A 16,879-nucleotide genomic window follows, 5' to 3' on the forward strand; every position below is an offset into this window, starting at 1 on the left:
GGATGTCCAAGCCGCGTCGTCGTAAGCAGAAAAAGCAGGTTAAGCCCGAGCTCAAGCTTAGGCAGTTTGCCTCCACCGAGCTTTCCGACCAGCTTGCCGCCCAACACTCCGCCGCCGACCTGCCGCGCTTTATGGTCGACACGGTCGCCGGCGCCTATGCCCCCACCGATGCCGAGCTCATGATCGAGGGCTTCGGCGCCGCGGCCACACGCCCGGTCACGCTGCGCGCCAACACGCTCAAGGCAACCGCCGAGGACATCGCTGCGGCGCTCGATGCCGCCGGCATCGCGCACCAAACCGTTACCTGGTATCCGGACGCCTTTATCCTGCCCGAGGCCCAGGTTTCCGATCTGTGGGATCTCGACATCTACCGCGACGGCAAGATCTATCTGCAGAGCCTGTCGTCCATGATGCCGCCTTTGGTGTTGGGTGCTCAGGCCGGCGAGGACATCCTGGACATGTGCGCAGCCCCTGGCGGCAAGACGACGCAGATCGCCGCCCTCACCCAGGGACAGGCGCACCTCACCGCCTGCGAGATGAGCATTCCCCGCGCCGAGAAGCTCGAAGCCAACCTCCACCGCCAAGGTGCCAAAAACGTGCCCGTCATGCGCATCGACGCACGCGAGCTCGACGAGTTCTTCCGCTTTGACCGCATCCTGCTCGACGCTCCCTGCACCGGCACGGGCACCGTCATCAGCGGCAACGAGAAAAGCCTGCGCGGCCTGACCGAGCAGCTGCTGAGCAAGTGTGCCCGCTCGCAGCGAGCACTTCTGGACCGCGCCATGGGAGCCCTTAAACTGGGCGGCACGCTCGTCTATTCGACTTGTTCGATCTTGCCGCAGGAAAACGAGGACGCCCTGCAAGAGGCGCTCGACAAGCATATGGACTGCGAGCTTATCCCCCTCGACGGCACGCCGAGCGAAAGCGAAGCGCGTCGCGCCCAGGACGCCGGCGAGGAGCCGCATATCGAGAGCAACGCTCTCACCGAGGCCATCGCCGCGGGTCAGGTATCGGCCGTCGCCAACGGCCTGCCCGGCACGCTGACCATTCCGCCTAGCCGCGACTTTGAGGGCTTCTACATTGCCCTGATCCGAAAACGCAGCTAGCGCACGGATCCAAAACTCAACAAGCTATCTCTGTGCGCGTTTGCCCTGCTGGTCGCGATGCTGTTTAAGCATCGCGCGCTCCTTGCGTTCGGCCCTTTTGCCCTTAATGGCCGTGACCACAAAGTAGATGACCGCGGCGGCAACGATTGCGGCCACACACAGGCCAATCGAGCCAAACATTGCTGTCAATTCCATACCGCGTCACCTCTCTTTTAAACGGGGCTTTCAAGATAGCACCTCGATACCCGCCACCACAGCTCCTTCACGTTCGCCGGCCCTTCGGTCTAACGGATGGCGCGGCGGGGAAAAATCAACTCGTCAAACGATTTAGCATTCGCAATTCCGGCTGCATCGCGCCGGCCATCATCACATAGAATCGAGCCTCCATGGATACCCTCAACGATCTAAATGAGCGCGTCGACGCCTTCGTCGGCACCAGCTCCTTCGACACGCCTGCGGCGGCAAACGACCAAGCTCCCATCGATGTGCCCGCCGAGGTGCACGAGGACATCGTCGCCTCGGTCGATTTTTCCGAGGTCGAGCTTGCAGACGAGTTCACCGAGCCCCAAATAGCCGTCACGCCCAACGGCCTGCTCCCTATGGAGCCCCTGCCCATCGACGGACGCCTACGCAAGGCTGCCCTTCGCATGCCCGACGAGATCGAGGAGGCCAGCGGCTTCACGCTCTTTGGCCGACGCATCAAGTCGCTCATTTACACCACCGATGTCGCGGTTATCCGCAACTCCAACGCCGACGCCGTCTTTGCGGTCTACCCTTTCACGCCGCAGCCCGCCATTACGCAAGCGCTGCTGACCGTCGCCGAGTGCCCGGTCTTTGTAGGCGTGGGTGGCGGAACTACGACCGGTAAGCGCTCCGTGCAGATGGCAGCCGTCTCCGAGATGCAGGGCGCGGCGGGCTGCGTGGTCAACTCCCCCGCTACTGCCGAGATGGTCGAGCACATCACCAACATCGCCGACATCCCCGTCATCGCCACGGTCGTTCGCTGCGACGACGATGCCCACGCCAAGGTGCGCGCTGGAGCCAAGATTCTCAACATCGCCGCCGGCAAGAACACGCCCCAGGTCCTACGCGAGCTGCGCGAGCACTATCCCAACCTGCCGCTTATCGCGCCGGGCGGCAAGACGCCCGAGAGCATTCGCGAGACCATCGCCGCCGGCGCCAACGCCATCATCTGGACACCGCCTTCGGCCCAGCAGCTACAGACCGACATGATGCAGCGTTATCGCAAGATGAAGGAAGACGCCACACCTGTCATCTCGCGCGACGACGTGCCCATTATCGACCAGGTCGCCGCCGCCGAGGTCAGCCAAGTCGAGAACATGAATCCCGATGTGCCGATTCCCGACGAAGTCATCGAGCGCGTCGCTTCGATCCACGAGCGCGTCGAGGAGCATCGCGCCAACCGCGGCCTCAAGCCGTCACTGCACGGCTTTTTCTTCCGCGGAAAGAAACGCTAGCAAAACATCTTGGCCCGCCCCACAAACGCGAGGCGGGCCGTTTTCGTTTGAGCAATCATGCAGCGACGTGATGGGGCAAATTAATCCACGCGCTTGTCGCCCATAAAGAAGAGCGCCACCGTACCAGGTCCGGTATGCGAGCCAATCAGAGTACCGATGTCATTGATCTCAATCTTGCCTTTAAGCTGCGGAACCTGTTCCTCAATCAGCGCCGCGACCGCCTCGGCATCCTCGCGGCACGCCGACTGCGACATGATGCACTTACCCGAATAATCTGCACCGTCCTGTACGTGTGCCATCATGGTCTTAGCCATCTCGGAAATCGCGCGCTTCTTAGTGCGAATCTTCTCACGTGGCGACAGCTTACCTTCGCAATCGACCGTCATAAGCGGGCAAATCTTAAGCGCCGTGCCGATGATCGCGCTCGCGGCCGAAATGCGACCGCCGCGCAGGTAGCTCGACAGATCGGTCGAGAAGAACCAGTGGTGCAGGTTGAGCTTGTGCTCCTCGATCCAGGCAGCCGTCTCGTCGAGTGAAGCCCCACTATCGCGCACATCGGCGGCATATTCCAACAACAGGCCAAAGCCCGAAGACGCCGCCAGCGAATCGATGACGCGCACCTTGCCGCCCTCGGGATAGCGATCCGCAAGCATCTGCGCCGCGACGCAGGCCGATCCATACGTGCCCGAAATACCCGACGACAACGTCAGGTGCAGCACGTCTTTACCCTCGGCAACAAACGGCTCCCAAAACTCCTCGTACTCACCCACGCTCACCTGAGACGTCTTGGGCATGGCGCCCGCGGCAATCTGGGCAAAAAACTCGTCCGGCGTAATCGACTGATACAGATCGTCCGTATAGACAACATCGTCGATCTCGTAATGAAAACACACGACAGGGATATTGCGCGACGCAAAGAACTCACGGGTTCGATCGGCGGCGGATTCACAGGTCAGGACAAAATCACTCAAATGAGGCTCCTTACTCATTGCTGCGCAAATTATCGCACAGTGAGCCTACATGCGGTACATATGTCCACTATTTACCAAATCGAACCAAAAATAGTGAACATCTTTACCACCATCGTCTCCACCGACCCGACGCATAAATATCTGAGAAAACACCCTCTGTCGTCTCCACCCGACCAACACATCTACCTTCACTAAATCGATTTACCAAACCGTTCAGCCGACAATTCAGCCGCTGGCGCAAAATCGAAACAAAAGCGGCGCATACTGGTAAACGTTTGACGCTGTTTATCAGTTTTACCAGCCCCATCGGAAGGTGTTTCATGGTCGCATTCGATCGCAACCCGCAAGACTTCAAGTATCTGCGCCTGCTGTCGAGACAGTTCCCCACCGAACAATCCGCATTTACCGAAATTATCAACCTCTCGGCCATCCTCAACCTACCCAAGGGCACCGAGCATTTTATGAGCGACGTGCATGGTGAGTACGAAGCCTTTATGCACATCCTCAACAACTGCTCGGGCGTCGTGCGCGAACATGTCGACGAGATCTTTGGCGACACGCTCTCCTTTGACGAAAAGGGCGAGCTGTGTACGCTCATCTACTACCCGCGCGAGAAGATCGACCTGGTCCGCAGCCGGCGCGAGGACTCGCCAACCTGGTACAAGACGATGCTTGACCAGCTCATCATGGTCGCTCGCTCACTTTCAAGCCGCTACACGCGCTCCAAGGTGCGTAAGGCCATCCCGCGCGACTACGCCTACATCATCGACGAGTTGTTGCACACGCACCCGGACGAGAACAACTATCGCGTGCGCTATCACGAGCGCATCGTGGAGTCCATCCTAGAGACCGCCAGCGCCGACGACTTTATCGAGTCGCTCGCCTCGCTCATCAAGCGCCTGGCCGTCGACCACTTGCACCTGGTGGGCGACATCTTCGACCGCGGCGGCGGCGCGGCCAAAATTATGGACCGTCTGCTCACCTACCATTCACTCGACATCCAGTGGGGCAACCACGACCTGCTGTGGATGGGCGCTGCGGCCGGTGAGCCCGCCTGCATCGCCACGGTGTTGCGCAACAACCTACGCTACGACAACTACGAGATCCTGGAGAACGACTACGGCATCTCGCTGCGTGAGCTTGTCGCCTTTGCCGATGCCACCTACACCGCCGGTGAGTCCATCACCCCGCTGATCAAGGCCATCAACGTGCTGCTCTTTAAGCTCGAGGGCCAGATTATCCAGCGCCACCCCGAGTTCGATATGACCGACCGCCTGTTACTCGACAAGATCGACCACGACACCGGCACGGTCACGCTCGCCGACGGCAGCGTGTGGCCGCTCACGACCAACGACTTCCCCACCGTCGACCCGGCGGACCCCTACACGCTCACGTCTCAGGAGCAGCACATCATCGACAAGCTCGTGTCCGAGTTTGTAACCGCCGATCACCTGCATCGCCATATCGATTTCCTCTACACCCACGGCTCGATGTACAAGGTCGCCAACGGCAACCTGCTCTTCCACGGCTGCGTTCCGCTCAACGAAGACGGCACCTTTAGCAGCATGAACTGCCTGGGCACCTGGCACGCTGGCCGCGATTATCTCGATTTTTGCGACCACATCGCCCGCCGCGCGTGGCGCGTGGGCGACCGCGATGCCCTCGACTGGATGTGGTACCTGTGGATTGGCTTCAATTCACCCGCCAGCGGACGCCTGGTGCGTACCTTTGAGCGCGCCTATATCGCCGATAAGAGCACCTGGGTCGAGCCGATGGACCCGTACTTTACGCTTACCAAGTCGCCCTCGGTCTGCGATGATATCATGCGCGAGTTTGGCGTCGCGCCCATGGCATGCTCGCCGACCGGCCACATCATCAACGGCCACACGCCCGTTAAAACCACCAAGGGCGAGCAGCCCATCCGCGCCGAGGGCAAGCTGCTGGTCATCGATGGCGGCTTCTGCCGCGCTTACCATCCCAAGACGGGCATCGCCGGCTATACGCTCATCTCGAGCTCGCGCGGCTGCCGCCTCAAGTCGCACCGGGCCTTTACGACGGTTGCCGAGGCACTCACGCGCAACGTGGACATCGAAAGCGAGACCAACCGTTTTGACCAAGCAGACCGTCGCCGCATGGTGAGCGACACCGATACTGGCGCCAAGATTCGCAGCCAGATCCAGGATCTGCGCCAGCTGCTCGATGCATATAGAAACGGTGCTATCGAAGAGCGCGTCTAGCCCCACCCGCGGGGATTGGCTAAACTTGCTGAGTTTGTCATCCCCACGGCGTCCCCGCGCCACCCTAAGGCAGGTACCATGCAAAAGCTCCTTGCGCAGATCATGAAATTTGGCGTCGTCGGTGTCATTGCCACGGTTATCGACTTTGGCATTATGAATCTGCTCCACTACGGTCTGGGCCTCAACATCCTAATCGCCAACACCAGCGGCTTTATCATCTCACTCATCTTTAACTACCTCGCAAGCATGAAGTACGTGTTTGCGCACAAGGAAGGCATGAGCCGCCGCCGCGAGTTCATCATCTTTGTCGTGCTGTCCGTGATCGGTTTGGTGCTCAACGACGGCATCGTGCTGGCGCTCAACGCCGGCCTGGGACTCGAGGCCAATATCGCCAAGATCTGCGCCACCGCGCTTGTCATGGTCTACAACTTTGTGACCCGAAAAATCTTCCTGGAGGGCGACGAGACCAAGTAGCTCGAAACCCCTGCAGCATTACGGCGCCCACGGACGACGTGCACTCAGCGCAGTATCGTCCGTGGGTGCCGCTCGTTTACGGGCAAATTTTCAACGTTTGCGGATTAGCTCTTGAAAATTTGGCGAGTTCATATAGTTCTTGGCAAAGACCTTACGTTTCCCTTGTAAAAGCTCTAAAGTATCCTCTGCTCGATTCATCAACGCATTGGATGTGATTACGTGCGCAAGGCGCTGGCACAACCTCATACCAAGCAGTTCCTCAAGTTTGCTGTCGTGGGTCTTATCTCCTTTGGCATCGACTGGGGCATGCTCATTGCGCTCGTCGAGCTGTTCCACCTCGACTTTTTGATGAGCACCACGGTTTCGTTTATCACGTCCGTCGTGGTCAACTACTGGCTCAGCATGAAGTACGTGTTCGACCACCGCGAAGGCATGAGCCGCAAGCGCGAGTTCACGATCTTCACCATCCTGTCGGCGATCGGCCTGGGCCTCAACGACCTGTATATGTTTGTGGGCGTCACGTTTTTGAGCATCGGCTACCAAGCCATGAAGGCCATCGCCACGTTCCTTGTCACCTGGTACAACTACTTCAGCCGTCGCTTCTTCCTCGAGGGCGCACGGTCGTAGTCGATTCACTATTTGCTTGAATGTATAACCGGTTGGAATTCCCGTTCCAACCGGTTTTTTGTTTGCAGAGAGACCCGGCGACCCAGTCCCATTCGCATGAAAAACGGGCGGTCCGGATGTTGGCCCGAACCGCCCGTCTGGCGCGCTATGTCGAGGCCTCTAGCCCGTTACGTAATACCAAACGACGTTGTCGTCATTGGAGAGAACGTAGTTACTGCAGGCCGTCATGGGCGTTGTGCCGTTGACGGAGTACATCCAGCCGCTCGTGCCGCCGTACTGTTTCTCGGCCAAACCACCAATCGCAGAAACATACGTGCCGTACGATGAGCCGTGTGCGTTGACAGAAAGGCCCAGCGCGCACAGGGCATCGTAAACGGTGGCGCCTTCGTTAAAGGTAAAGGTGCCGCCAGAGGACACGGGATTGCCCACAGCGCTCGATGTGACCGAAACCGTCACCGTAACGTAGTTGGACTCCTGTGAGCCGCTTTGGCTGCCCGAGGAGGCGTTTCCACCATTAGAGGATGAGGCTCCATCAGACGACTGGCCACCGCCCGAAGAAGCACCGCCAGACGCATTGGAAGTATCACCGGCTCCCGTATTTTGGGCAGCGGATTTATCGCCAGACTTCTTGCCGCCCCGGTCCTCGGACTTCTTGCTATCCGAGTTTTTGTCCGATTCCTTGTTTGAAGACTCGGAATCCTTGGAACTGGCCTCGCCCGAAGTCGTAGTCGTAGTCGAGCCAAACCCCTTGGTGTCCTTGGCGACGACGCTCTCCCCCGTCACGGTCTGAACGATCCAGTCAATGGACCAGGCGCCGCTCTCGGAAGGATGGACGAAGCCCAGCGAGACGACGATCAGAATGGTGCACGCGGCAGCAAGAACGCCAAGGAGCGCCTTGCGACGAGAGGCGGACGCCGCCGAAGCGGCGCCCTGTTGCTTTGCATCGTCGAACTGAATGAACGAGGAATCTGGTTGCTTGGGGTCAGCGTCCTTGGATTTATTGGACACAACCCTCACCTACCGACGTTTGGTGAACACGAACACGCCGACGATGGCGAGACCGATGACGCCGGCGGCAACGCCAACAATGGCGAGCGGGTTGGTGCCAGTCTCCTGCTCGGAAGCACTAGAGGACTTCTTAGCAGTGGTCGTAGAAGCAGCACCCGTATCGGACTTGGAATCGGACTTCTTGTCGGACTTGCTGTCCTTCTTGTCAGACTTCTTCTCGTCCTTCTTATCGGACTTATCGGAGTCCTTCTTGTCGGACTTGTTGTCCTTGGTCTCGGTCTTGGTCGACACCGTCGTCTTGGTCGTCGGCTTATGACCCGGGGCGACAGCGCCGCCCTTCGAGCCGGAGCCGGAATCCGTGCCAGTGCCAGTGCCAGAACCAGTACCGGTACCAGAACCGCCGCCGCCATTCGAACCAGCGCCGCCATTACCGCCAGGGTTAACGGCATTCTTGGTCCACTTGGCATACAGCGTCAGATCGGCCGTCACCGGCGTGCTAAAGTCATACGCCTGCGTGCAAGCCTCATCGGTATACCAACCGCCGAAAGTGTAGCCATCGCGCGTCGGATCGGCCGGCTTGACCAGCTTGCCATCGGCCGTAGCAACAAACTTAGTGTCGCAAGCAGACCCGCCGTTGGAGTTAAAGGCAACCGTCCAAGACTCGACAGCTCCAAGTTTAAACAGCGTGCCCGAATCATTAATGTAGTAGAGATTGCCAGAAGCATCGGCAATGACCGGAGAGTCACAGTACTGGTAATGGCCAGCCGCATCATAAATCTGCGTCGCCTCTGCATCGCCGAGCGTATAGCGATACACGCCACCACCAGCAGAGTAGTTGACGTAATCCTTGCTATCCGCGCTGTTAACGGTGAAGTACACATAGGTCTTGCCGCCCTGAACACTCACCAGCGGAGTAGCAGCAATACCGTTGAGGCCAGCCGGCAGCGCCTTGCCGTCGGCAGCAGCGACCATCGTGGTCTTACCCGTCTTCAGGTTATAGAGAACCAGAGCAGAGCCAGTAGCCGTCTGTCCGCCGACAATCAGATTGTCACCAGACACCGCAGGGGCGCTCAGATTATTCGTAAGGCCCAGATCAACCGTCTTCTGTTCACTCAGCACGCCCTTCGCCGAAAGCGAAATCACATGGAGCTTTCCGTCGTGCGTCATCTGATAGAAGGTCGAGCCATTGGACGGATCGGCAATGCAATCGGCATTTGCGACAGCGCCGAGCTTCATGGTCGAAACGACATCGCCCGTCGTCTTATCAATGCACTTAAGCGTACCCGCGCTCGTAGGAACGATGGCATACTTATCCGTCAAAGCCGCACCAGTCCAGTAATAGCCCTCGGCAGGGTCGATGTTCTGCCAAGAAACTTCGCCCGTGGCAATCTTAATGCGCGCAAAGGAGCCGTTGCCGTAGGTCGCATTGTAATTCTCGTCATACGAAATATCGACCGAGCCTACATAGACGTACTCGCCGTCCGAAACGACGGTGCAGGAGCTCTGCGTCAAGTCCGTCAAACCAGGCGTCAGCCACTTGCAGATCAGCTTGTCTGCAGTAATCGCCTGGACCGCACCGCCGTTGAGCGGAACGATGATAAGGCCATTGGTATAGATCGGACGAGAGGTATAGCTCACCTTGGAGGCAAGCGGCGCAGAGGCAACCTTTTTGCCCGTGGACGAATCGATCTTAATGAGCTCGTTCTCGGTCGCGATGTACACAAAGCCGTTAGCAATGACAGGCTCGCTGCAGTTGGCATACTGCTGACCAGACTCGGCCTTCCAATCGAAGGCCCACTTAAGACCGGCGGCCTGCGCAGGCGTCTTGGCATCCGTTACGGTCGAACCGTTGCCACTGTTGCCGTAGCCGGCCCACTCGGCATCCCAATCAGGAGTCGTCGCACCCGGGTCCACGACAATCTTGTCGGGATCGGGCATGGCCGAATCGTCGGTGGTATAGGCAAGTGTGACCTTATCGCCGCTCTTGAGCGTAATCTGATTAGCGCAGAGTAAGGAGGGCTCTCCATTGATATACAGGTGCCAATATTTGTTGGTCGCACCATCATAGCCGTACGTCTCGTCTTCGAATGGCGAGTTGATGGAATTGAGGAACCAGTACTCACCACTCTGGGAGCCGTTGTACGTAACGCCCTTGGCCTTCAGAACCGTCTCAATAAGGTTCTGGGCAGTAGAGCCTTCGGGCAGAGAAACGTTGCTTGCCGAGCCCCAGCGAGCATTGTTGCCGTTGACATCGGGACCGATAACATCGACAGACCCAAGAACCTGGCCAGGAAGGGCATCGGCGTCAGCACCATACATAAAGGTGACGGCATCGCCCTCATGGAGCTCGTAGGCACCGGCGCCAACGTCGGCGAACTTGCCATTTACGTAGAAGCGCCAATAGCTATTGGTCGCAGCATCCCAGCCATAGGACTTACCATCGAACGGCGAATAAATGCCGTTGAGGAACCAGCCCCAAGACGATTCGCTAGCATCGAGCTTAAGGCCGGTCTGCTCAAGGAGATCCTTGGCAGTGGAGCCTGCCTTGAGACTCGTCTGGCCCGTCGAAGCCCAAACCTGCTGCTTGCCGTCCTTGTCCTTACCGAGAACCTGAACAGAAGCATGGACAGAATCGGAGGGCAGCTGGTCGCCCCAGCCACCGTAGAACCACGTAACGGTATCGCCGGCATGGATGGTGACATTGTCCGCCGTATAGTCACTCGACTTGCCGTTGATGAACAGCTGCCAATAGGTCGAATAATCTTGGGGCGTACCCAGCTCAACACCGTTGTACTTAAGGCTCAGAATGAAGGAGCCCGCAGCAACGGCGTCAATGTCGTTCGCCTCGAGTGCGACCTTCGTAAGATCAAGCGCGCTCGAGCCGGACGTCACCACATACTGCGCGTTATCGACCCAAGCCTGAGTCTTGCCCTGGGCATCGCGACCAATGACGGTCACATTTGCGGCAACCTGGTCCTTAACGACAGGGGACGCGCTACCAGCCGTATAGGCAAACTCAACCTTCTGCCCCTGGGTGAGCTTAACGCTGCTCACGCCAACCGAGGAAGACGCACCGTCGACGAACAGCTGCCAGAAGGCATAAGTCGTCGGATCGAAGGCAAGCGTACGGCCATCGCTCGGGGATGTGATGCTTTTGAGGTAGAAACCGTATGCCGTGTTCGGATCGTAGTCTGCCTTGAAGCCCGTCTTCTGCTGCAGCTTAACGAAGGCATCCGCAGCCGTCGCGCCCTCGTCGAGCTTGAGCTGCGTGGGTGCCACCCAGGTCTGAGCCTTGCCGTCGGCATCGGTGCCGATAATCGAGAACGAGACCTCGACTTGCTTCTTGGCGACATCGCCAGTTTCTGTCGGGTTCTCTGTCTGGACGGCAGTCGCGGCGGCAGATCCTGCTTGGCCAGTGGATGCCGTCGAAGACTGCTCGCTCGTGGCAGGGCTCTCCCCCGTCGCCGAGCCTTCGTCGCCAGTTGCTGCCTCTGTTGTGGCGGCACTAGCTGCAGGCGCGCCCTCGGAATCCGAGACCTCGGTGCCGCTCTGCTCAGCGGCACCGCCCGCAAGCGCTGCGTCCTCGCCCGGCGTCGTAGCCTGAGCCACAGCATCGGCAATGCCCTCGGCGCCCTCGGCCCACAGCTGAGCCGGCGTGGTGCTGAAGGCCATCGCGAAGGCCAGGAATGCCACCAGGCAGCGCTTTGCCACGCCGCGCGCGATTACGCCACGGCGACGAAGCGAGGCACGCTGGCACTCGTCCTCAAACATATCCATTTGTCTCCTACTGTCTGTACTTGGAGCGTTGCCTTGAAGCTGCCCCACGTCATCGCGCATATTGCGCTCGAGTTCCCCCATCGGGGTCCCCCTTTCCTCCAGAGCCCTATGCACACCGGCGGCATACGCCGCAGCCGCATGCAAGATGGGAGGCGATCCGACTTAACCTTAACGACTCGGGCGCGCCGTCCGATCTGCGACGCGAACATCCCGAGCCAAGAGGAATTACGGTTACTGGTACAGCCGGGGACTTGCACCCCGATTCTCCCAAACGCGCAGGAAAACCGCGCATTCGTGCGTCTCCGCACCACCATCTAGGCCATCGATTAAAACCGTCAATATGCTATCACGCAAAAGGGCCTCGCACGCAGGCGAAGCCCAAGGTAAAAGCTATTGTTTGCGATAGGAGAATGCGGTGACGGTCGCAGCCTCTAGTGCTTGCCGCCGTGGCTGTTGAGCCAGATATTGCGACCCAGCATAAGCGCCAGCACCAGCGCGCTCACGTAGCCCATAAAGCCAATGACTGGGATACCAAACACAACCGGCTCGATGCGCGCGTAGTACACCACCGACGAACCGATAAACAGACCGGCGATAACGATAGCCATCGACATGCGGTCGATAATCCCACCTAGCTGTCGCAGCGCCTTATCGCTGCTCATGATCTGCGTGTTCACCTTAAGCTGGCCGCGCGTGAGCATGCGCGAAGCCAAGCCCAGATACTCGGCTGCCTCAAGCGAGCCTTTTGCCGCGCGATAGCTGCTCGCGGCAAGATCGCGTCCCATATCACGCGCGCGCGCATAGGCGCTCTTCTCGTTTTTGATGTGCGTCTGGATAATCTGGATCATGTTGACGTTGGGCATATACTCGGTCAGCAAACCCTCGAGCGTCACCATGCCGCGCGCGAACATCGTTACCACGCTCGGCAGCTCAACATCATTCTTACGCGCGAGGTTTAACAACGAGGTCAAAAACTCGCCGATATCAAGATCCTTCAGGTCAAGGCCCGCAAAGTCGGCGACGATAAAGTCCAAATCGGACAAAAAGGCCGAATGGTCAAGCTCGGCCGAGTCGCCACGCGTTACGGCGAAGCGCATGAGCGAATCCTTGAGCTTGGGCACGTCACCCTCGGCCACGGCGAAAATCATATCCTTGACGATACCGCGATCGTGACTCGACATGCGTCCGACCATGCCCAAGTCGATAAAGTAGACGATGCCGTCCTTGAGAATGATGTTTCCCGCATGCGGGTCGGCATGGAAAAAACCGTCATCGAGCACCTGCGTCGAGTAGTCCTCGACAATCGCGGCACCGATCTTTTCCAAGTCATAGCCCTCGGCCACCAAGCGTTCGGGATCGGCGATCGAAATGCCGTCGACGTAGTCCATAACCACCACGTGCTCGGTGCACAGGTCCAGATAGGATTTAGGGCACGTCACGCCATGAACGCTCTTATGGAACTCGTAGAAGTCGTTGAGGTTTTTGGCCTCGGCCAAAAAGTTGGTCTCCTCGCGAAACGAGGTCCACAACTCCTCGACTACGCCGTGCAGATCAACGAATTGATCGGTGTTGACGAACTTGGAAACGATACGCACCACCGAGCGGATGATATCGATGTCCTGTGCCATAACCTGCTGCGCACCGGGGCGCTGCACCTTGACGGCCACGTCCTCGCCCGTCACCAGACGAGCGCGGTGCACCTGCGCGAGCGATGCGCTACCAAGCGGATTGGGGTCGATAGCATCGAACATCTCCCCCAGGCGCAGGCCGTATTCTTCTTCCAGACAACTGAGTACGACCTCGTACGGTACGGGCTCCACGTCGGAGCGCAGACGACGCAGCTCGTCGCAAAAGCGTTGCGGCAGAATCTCGGACCGGTTGGCCAGAATCTGCCCCATCTTGACGAACATGGGGCCGAGTTCCTCGAGCAGGCGGCGCAAACGAACCGGCGTGAGGTTATCCCACACGCGGTACTTTTTGACCAGGCGAACAATCTGTCCGATGCGCTCGCGGCGACCCGCCGGCGTGAGCTGGTATTCCTCGTCCGGCGCCATCGCGTCGGGCTCCTCGGGCACCATATCGACGGCGCGCGGCTTCTTGCGAGCGCCCGAGACGACGGCGTCGACCTCATCGACAACCGCCGCCTCGTCACCCAAGGGATCTAGATTGTTGTAATCGGTGGTGGAATCTGCCATCTGCGCTGCTACTCAGCCTCTTCGGTATCCTTCGCATCGTCGGGCTCAACGGACTCGACGGGCACCGAGGTCACGTTGTCCTCGACCGAATCGACGATGTCGCGCACATGGGCCAGGAAGGCCGTGCGCTCGGGAGCGGTCATGACGCGGACCCGGGCAAGGATGAGCTCGTCAAGCACGCGCTGGGCCGCGGTCTCGCCCTGCATGCCCAAGCGCTCGGTCAGGTCGGAGATGGTGCCGCCGGCCTGCTCGAACATGTCGGACACACTGCGGGCGATATCGGGAGTGGCGGTGTCCTTGCGGACCTGCTCGCCTTTGGTGTTAAGGTCGTCGAGGACCTTCTTGCCGCCTTCGACGGCAACGGCGGCAGCGCCAAAGCCCACGTTAATGGCGCCGTTAACAAGCTGATCGAGTTTCATAACCATGGTTGTCTCCAATCACAAACAACTGCATTGGCGTTCTTGTACCCAAGATTGAGCGAAAGCGACAAAGCGTTTTAGCGCTATTCGATCGACGGGAAATCCCTACCTCACGTTGTCGTTCATCGCGAAAGAGTTCTTCATGGCGCAGCTCGTGGTGTAGAGCACCTTGCCCAGCAGGGCATCGGTCTCCACGCGCACAAGCTCGGCGAAAGTCTCATTGGCGCGGGCAAGCTCGGCAGGCACCTCGGCCTCGGGCAGAGCGGCTACGGCAGCGTCGACGTCATGGATCTGCTTGTGGCCCATGCCACCGACCTTCTCCTGGTAGTCCTCCACGGCGCGGCCGCACTCATGAAAACGGACGTCGGCCAGCGCGCCGATCAGGCGGTTGGCCCAGTAGAAGTTTTCGGACGTCACGCGAGCCTGCGTGTCGGCATAGTACTCGGGCATGGTCTCGACGTTGGCGTACAGCGGAACCAGCGCGTTAAACGAGTTGGAGCCAAACGCCATCCACTGCACGGCGCGATAGGCCGGCTGCGCATAGGGACGCAGTTGCAGCACGGCGAGCTGGCTGTTGCGGTTGATGCCGATGGGGCGATAGGCGCCACGCGTAGCGGGCGTGCCCTTGCTGCCGTAGCAGTCGTACTCCGTGCCCTGGTAGTGGCTCGAGAGTACGTACTTAATGTCCTCGATGGTCACCTTGCGCTCGGGCACGCGGCTCCAGGGGATATCGTCGCTCTCGGGCGTGTAGTCGGCCTCGGGACCGTCCCACACATCGCTGGGATTGAGGCAGCGCTGCATGTACCAGGCGCGCGGCGTGTTGTAGACGTGATCGCTGTCGCTGTGCGAGCCAAAGGCCTCGCGCGGGTTAAAGACGGCAGCCGGGCCGTCGCTCTCGACGCCCAGCGTCAGGTCCAGATGCCACTCGGCCATCCAGGCGCGCAGGTCGGCGGAGCACATATGGTCGGCCTGGGCGCCCTCGGCGTCATCCAGGTCAAAGCTGTCGATGCCCAGCTGGTTGGGCATGGTCACATAGGCGTCGTCAGGCACGCGCTTGGCGATCCAGTGGTGACCGCCGATGGTCTCGAGCCACCAGATCTCGTCCACGTCGCTAAAGGCGATGCCGTTGTTCTCGTAAGTGCCGTAGCGCTCGAGCAGGTCGCCCAAGATACGCACGCCGTCGCGGGCGGACTTGGCATACGGCAGCACCAGGGTCACCATGTCCTCCTCGCCCAGGCCACCGGGCTGCGCCGGCACATAGCCGTCCTCACCCTCGTTGCCCTTGGCGGGCACGTAGTCCACGAGCGGATCGGCGCCGCGGACGCGCTCGTTGGTGGTAAGCGTCTCGGTTGCGGACATGCCAACATTGAGCTCGTTGAAACCGGCCTCGGCCCAGATACCGTGGCCCGGGACAACATCGGGGACGCTCGTATAGCGCATGGGGTTATCGGGCAGCTCAACGGTCAGGTGGCTCAGGACGCTCGTGTAGACACGCGGCTGCTCGTCGGGATGCACTACGCGCATGCGCTTGGGCTCAAATACCCCGTTGGACGAGTCCTCGTTACGCGCGACCAGGGTCGACCCGTCGTAGCTTGCGTTTTTACCGACCAGAATCGTTGTGCACGGCATGCGCATCCTCCTTGAGCGAAGAAATCAAACGGCAACAGTGTATCGCTTCGGCGCAGAAAGGGCGAAACCACGGCCTCGGCAGCCCCTGTGGGCAAAAACGCCTATTTCGATGCGCGCTCCGCCGCCTCGATCACGTGCTTGGCGAGAATTGCTGTCGTCACGGCGCCCACGCCACCCGGCACGGGGGTGATTGCGCCAACAACCGGCTCCGCGGCATCAAAATCGACGTCGCCGACCAGCTTGCCAGCGGCTTCGTCCCAATTAATGCCAACATCGATAATCGCCTGGTCCTCGCGGACCGCATCTGCGCCAATCGTGCGCGCGCGTCCAACGGCGGCAACCACAATGTCGGCAGCACAGCACTCGGCGGCAAGATCGCGCGTATGCGTATGGCACGTCGTCACGGTTGCGTTGCGCGCCGTAAGCATGGCGGCAACGGGGCGGCCAATTACCAGTGAGCGTCCGACCACAGCAACCTTGGCCCCATCCAGCTCAACGCCGTAATGATCCAGCAAAGCAAGCACGGCTTCGGCTGTGCAGGGGGCAAAACCCTCGCCGCGCCCCGAAAGCGTGGTGAGCAGTGAAGCCGGCGTCATGGAGTCAACGTCCTTGGCGGGATCGAGCGCTGCAGCGACGGCGTTCTCGTCAAGGCCGGCGGGCAGCGGGCGGAACATCAGACAGCCATGAACAGCCGAATCGGTATTGATGTCCTCGACGGCCGTCAACAGCTCGTCCTGCGAAACATCGGCAGGAAGCAAAACGCGGCGAGCCTCAATGCCAACCTTCTCGCAGCGCTTGAGGGCACCGCGCTCGTAGGACAGGTCGTCCTCGCGTTCACCTACACGCACGATAGCCAACGTCGGAACAACGCCCCGCTCGCGCAGGGCTGCGCAGCGAGCAGCAAGTTCCTCAGTCAAAGCGCGAGCAACGGGAGCACCTTTCAGCAGTTCAGCCATGG

General features: G+C 59.7%; 13 protein-coding genes. 5 read left to right on the top strand and 8 right to left on the bottom strand.

Features of this window, described 5'->3' with window-relative positions; all coding sequences use genetic code 11:
• The first annotated feature begins 2 nt into the window (after window positions 1–2).
• On the top strand, window positions 3–1,106 hold the full coding sequence (locus tag I2F59_RS00455) for an RsmB/NOP family class I SAM-dependent RNA methyltransferase (RefSeq protein WP_195502741.1): 1,104 nt from the start codon (window positions 3–5) through the stop codon (window positions 1,104–1,106).
• A 24-nt stretch (window positions 1,107–1,130) separates the two neighbouring features.
• On the opposite strand, the gene I2F59_RS00460 is transcribed toward I2F59_RS00455, so the two are convergent.
• Window positions 1,131–1,301 (bottom strand): hypothetical protein, encoded by a 171-nt coding sequence (locus I2F59_RS00460; RefSeq protein WP_156327664.1) that lies wholly within the window; start codon window positions 1,299–1,301, stop codon window positions 1,131–1,133.
• A 191-nt stretch (window positions 1,302–1,492) separates the two neighbouring features.
• Between I2F59_RS00460 and I2F59_RS00465 the strand changes: the two genes are divergently transcribed.
• Window positions 1,493–2,584 (top strand): beta/alpha barrel domain-containing protein, encoded by a 1,092-nt coding sequence (locus I2F59_RS00465; RefSeq protein ID WP_117770607.1) that lies wholly within the window; start codon window positions 1,493–1,495, stop codon window positions 2,582–2,584.
• Window positions 2,585–2,664: 80 nt separating this feature from the next.
• On the opposite strand, the gene I2F59_RS00470 is transcribed toward I2F59_RS00465, so the two are convergent.
• The gene (locus I2F59_RS00470; protein WP_055285769.1) at window positions 2,665–3,555 is read right to left on the bottom strand and encodes a DegV family protein; all 891 of its coding nucleotides are present in this window, start codon (window positions 3,553–3,555) and stop codon (window positions 2,665–2,667) included.
• A 320-nt stretch (window positions 3,556–3,875) separates the two neighbouring features.
• Here I2F59_RS00470 and I2F59_RS00475 point away from each other — a divergent pair, with 320 nt between their 5' ends.
• The 3 genes from I2F59_RS00475 to I2F59_RS00485 all read left to right on the top strand — a co-directional run bounded on the left by I2F59_RS00475 (window position 3,876) and on the right by I2F59_RS00485 (window position 6,893).
• The gene (locus tag I2F59_RS00475; protein ID WP_055285767.1) at window positions 3,876–5,792 is read left to right on the top strand and encodes a fructose-1,6-bisphosphatase; all 1,917 of its coding nucleotides are present in this window, start codon (window positions 3,876–3,878) and stop codon (window positions 5,790–5,792) included.
• Window positions 5,793–5,870: 78 nt separating this feature from the next.
• Entirely contained in the window at window positions 5,871–6,266 is a 396-nt protein-coding gene (locus tag I2F59_RS00480) for a GtrA family protein (protein ID WP_022095122.1), read from the top strand.
• A 219-nt stretch (window positions 6,267–6,485) separates the two neighbouring features.
• Window positions 6,486–6,893, top strand: a complete 408-nt coding sequence (locus I2F59_RS00485; protein ID WP_195502745.1) for a GtrA family protein — start codon at window positions 6,486–6,488, stop codon at window positions 6,891–6,893.
• 159 nt (window positions 6,894–7,052) lie between these two features.
• Here I2F59_RS00485 and I2F59_RS00490 read toward each other — a convergent pair whose 3' ends face one another.
• The 6 genes from I2F59_RS00490 to I2F59_RS00515 form a co-directional block, all read right to left on the bottom strand.
• Entirely contained in the window at window positions 7,053–7,901 is an 849-nt protein-coding gene (locus I2F59_RS00490) for a DUF4430 domain-containing protein (RefSeq protein WP_271755707.1), read from the bottom strand.
• Between the two features lie 9 nt (window positions 7,902–7,910).
• Window positions 7,911–11,678 (bottom strand): DUF4430 domain-containing protein, encoded by a 3,768-nt coding sequence (locus tag I2F59_RS00495; protein WP_195502747.1) that lies wholly within the window; start codon window positions 11,676–11,678, stop codon window positions 7,911–7,913.
• 431 nt (window positions 11,679–12,109) lie between these two features.
• Complete coding sequence (locus tag I2F59_RS00500; RefSeq protein WP_195502749.1) at window positions 12,110–13,873, bottom strand: ABC1 kinase family protein; 1,764 nt, start codon at window positions 13,871–13,873, stop codon at window positions 12,110–12,112.
• A gap of 8 nt (window positions 13,874–13,881) precedes the next feature.
• Window positions 13,882–14,298 (bottom strand): hypothetical protein, encoded by a 417-nt coding sequence (locus tag I2F59_RS00505; protein WP_117583986.1) that lies wholly within the window; start codon window positions 14,296–14,298, stop codon window positions 13,882–13,884.
• A gap of 99 nt (window positions 14,299–14,397) precedes the next feature.
• Complete coding sequence (locus I2F59_RS00510; protein WP_195502751.1) at window positions 14,398–15,921, bottom strand: C69 family dipeptidase; 1,524 nt, start codon at window positions 15,919–15,921, stop codon at window positions 14,398–14,400.
• Window positions 15,922–16,022: 101 nt separating this feature from the next.
• Complete coding sequence (locus I2F59_RS00515; protein ID WP_195502753.1) at window positions 16,023–16,877, bottom strand: bifunctional 5,10-methylenetetrahydrofolate dehydrogenase/5,10-methenyltetrahydrofolate cyclohydrolase; 855 nt, start codon at window positions 16,875–16,877, stop codon at window positions 16,023–16,025.
• Between the last annotated feature and the right edge of the window lie 2 nt (window positions 16,878–16,879).

This window comes from Collinsella aerofaciens (genome assembly GCF_015556945.1).
Lineage (GTDB): Bacteria > Actinomycetota > Coriobacteriia > Coriobacteriales > Coriobacteriaceae > Collinsella > Collinsella aerofaciens_AO.

Bases quoted from the DNA above. Each gene is read 5' to 3' on its own strand.
- I2F59_RS00500 (WP_195502749.1), bottom strand. From the start codon at position 13,873: ATGGCAGATTCCACCACCGATTACAACAATCTAGATCCCTTGGGTGAC.
- I2F59_RS00460 (WP_156327664.1), bottom strand. From the start codon at position 1,301: ATGGAATTGACAGCAATGTTTGGCTCGATTGGCCTGTGTGTGGCCGCA.
- I2F59_RS00475 (WP_055285767.1), top strand. From the start codon at position 3,876: ATGGTCGCATTCGATCGCAACCCGCAAGACTTCAAGTATCTGCGCCTG.
- I2F59_RS00495 (WP_195502747.1), bottom strand. From the start codon at position 11,678: ATGGATATGTTTGAGGACGAGTGCCAGCGTGCCTCGCTTCGTCGCCGT.
- I2F59_RS00455 (WP_195502741.1), top strand. From the start codon at position 3: ATGTCCAAGCCGCGTCGTCGTAAGCAGAAAAAGCAGGTTAAGCCCGAG.
- I2F59_RS00480 (WP_022095122.1), top strand. From the start codon at position 5,871: ATGCAAAAGCTCCTTGCGCAGATCATGAAATTTGGCGTCGTCGGTGTC.
- I2F59_RS00505 (WP_117583986.1), bottom strand. From the start codon at position 14,298: ATGGTTATGAAACTCGATCAGCTTGTTAACGGCGCCATTAACGTGGGC.
- I2F59_RS00510 (WP_195502751.1), bottom strand. From the start codon at position 15,921: ATGCCGTGCACAACGATTCTGGTCGGTAAAAACGCAAGCTACGACGGG.
- I2F59_RS00515 (WP_195502753.1), bottom strand. From the start codon at position 16,877: ATGGCTGAACTGCTGAAAGGTGCTCCCGTTGCTCGCGCTTTGACTGAG.
- I2F59_RS00465 (WP_117770607.1), top strand. From the start codon at position 1,493: ATGGATACCCTCAACGATCTAAATGAGCGCGTCGACGCCTTCGTCGGC.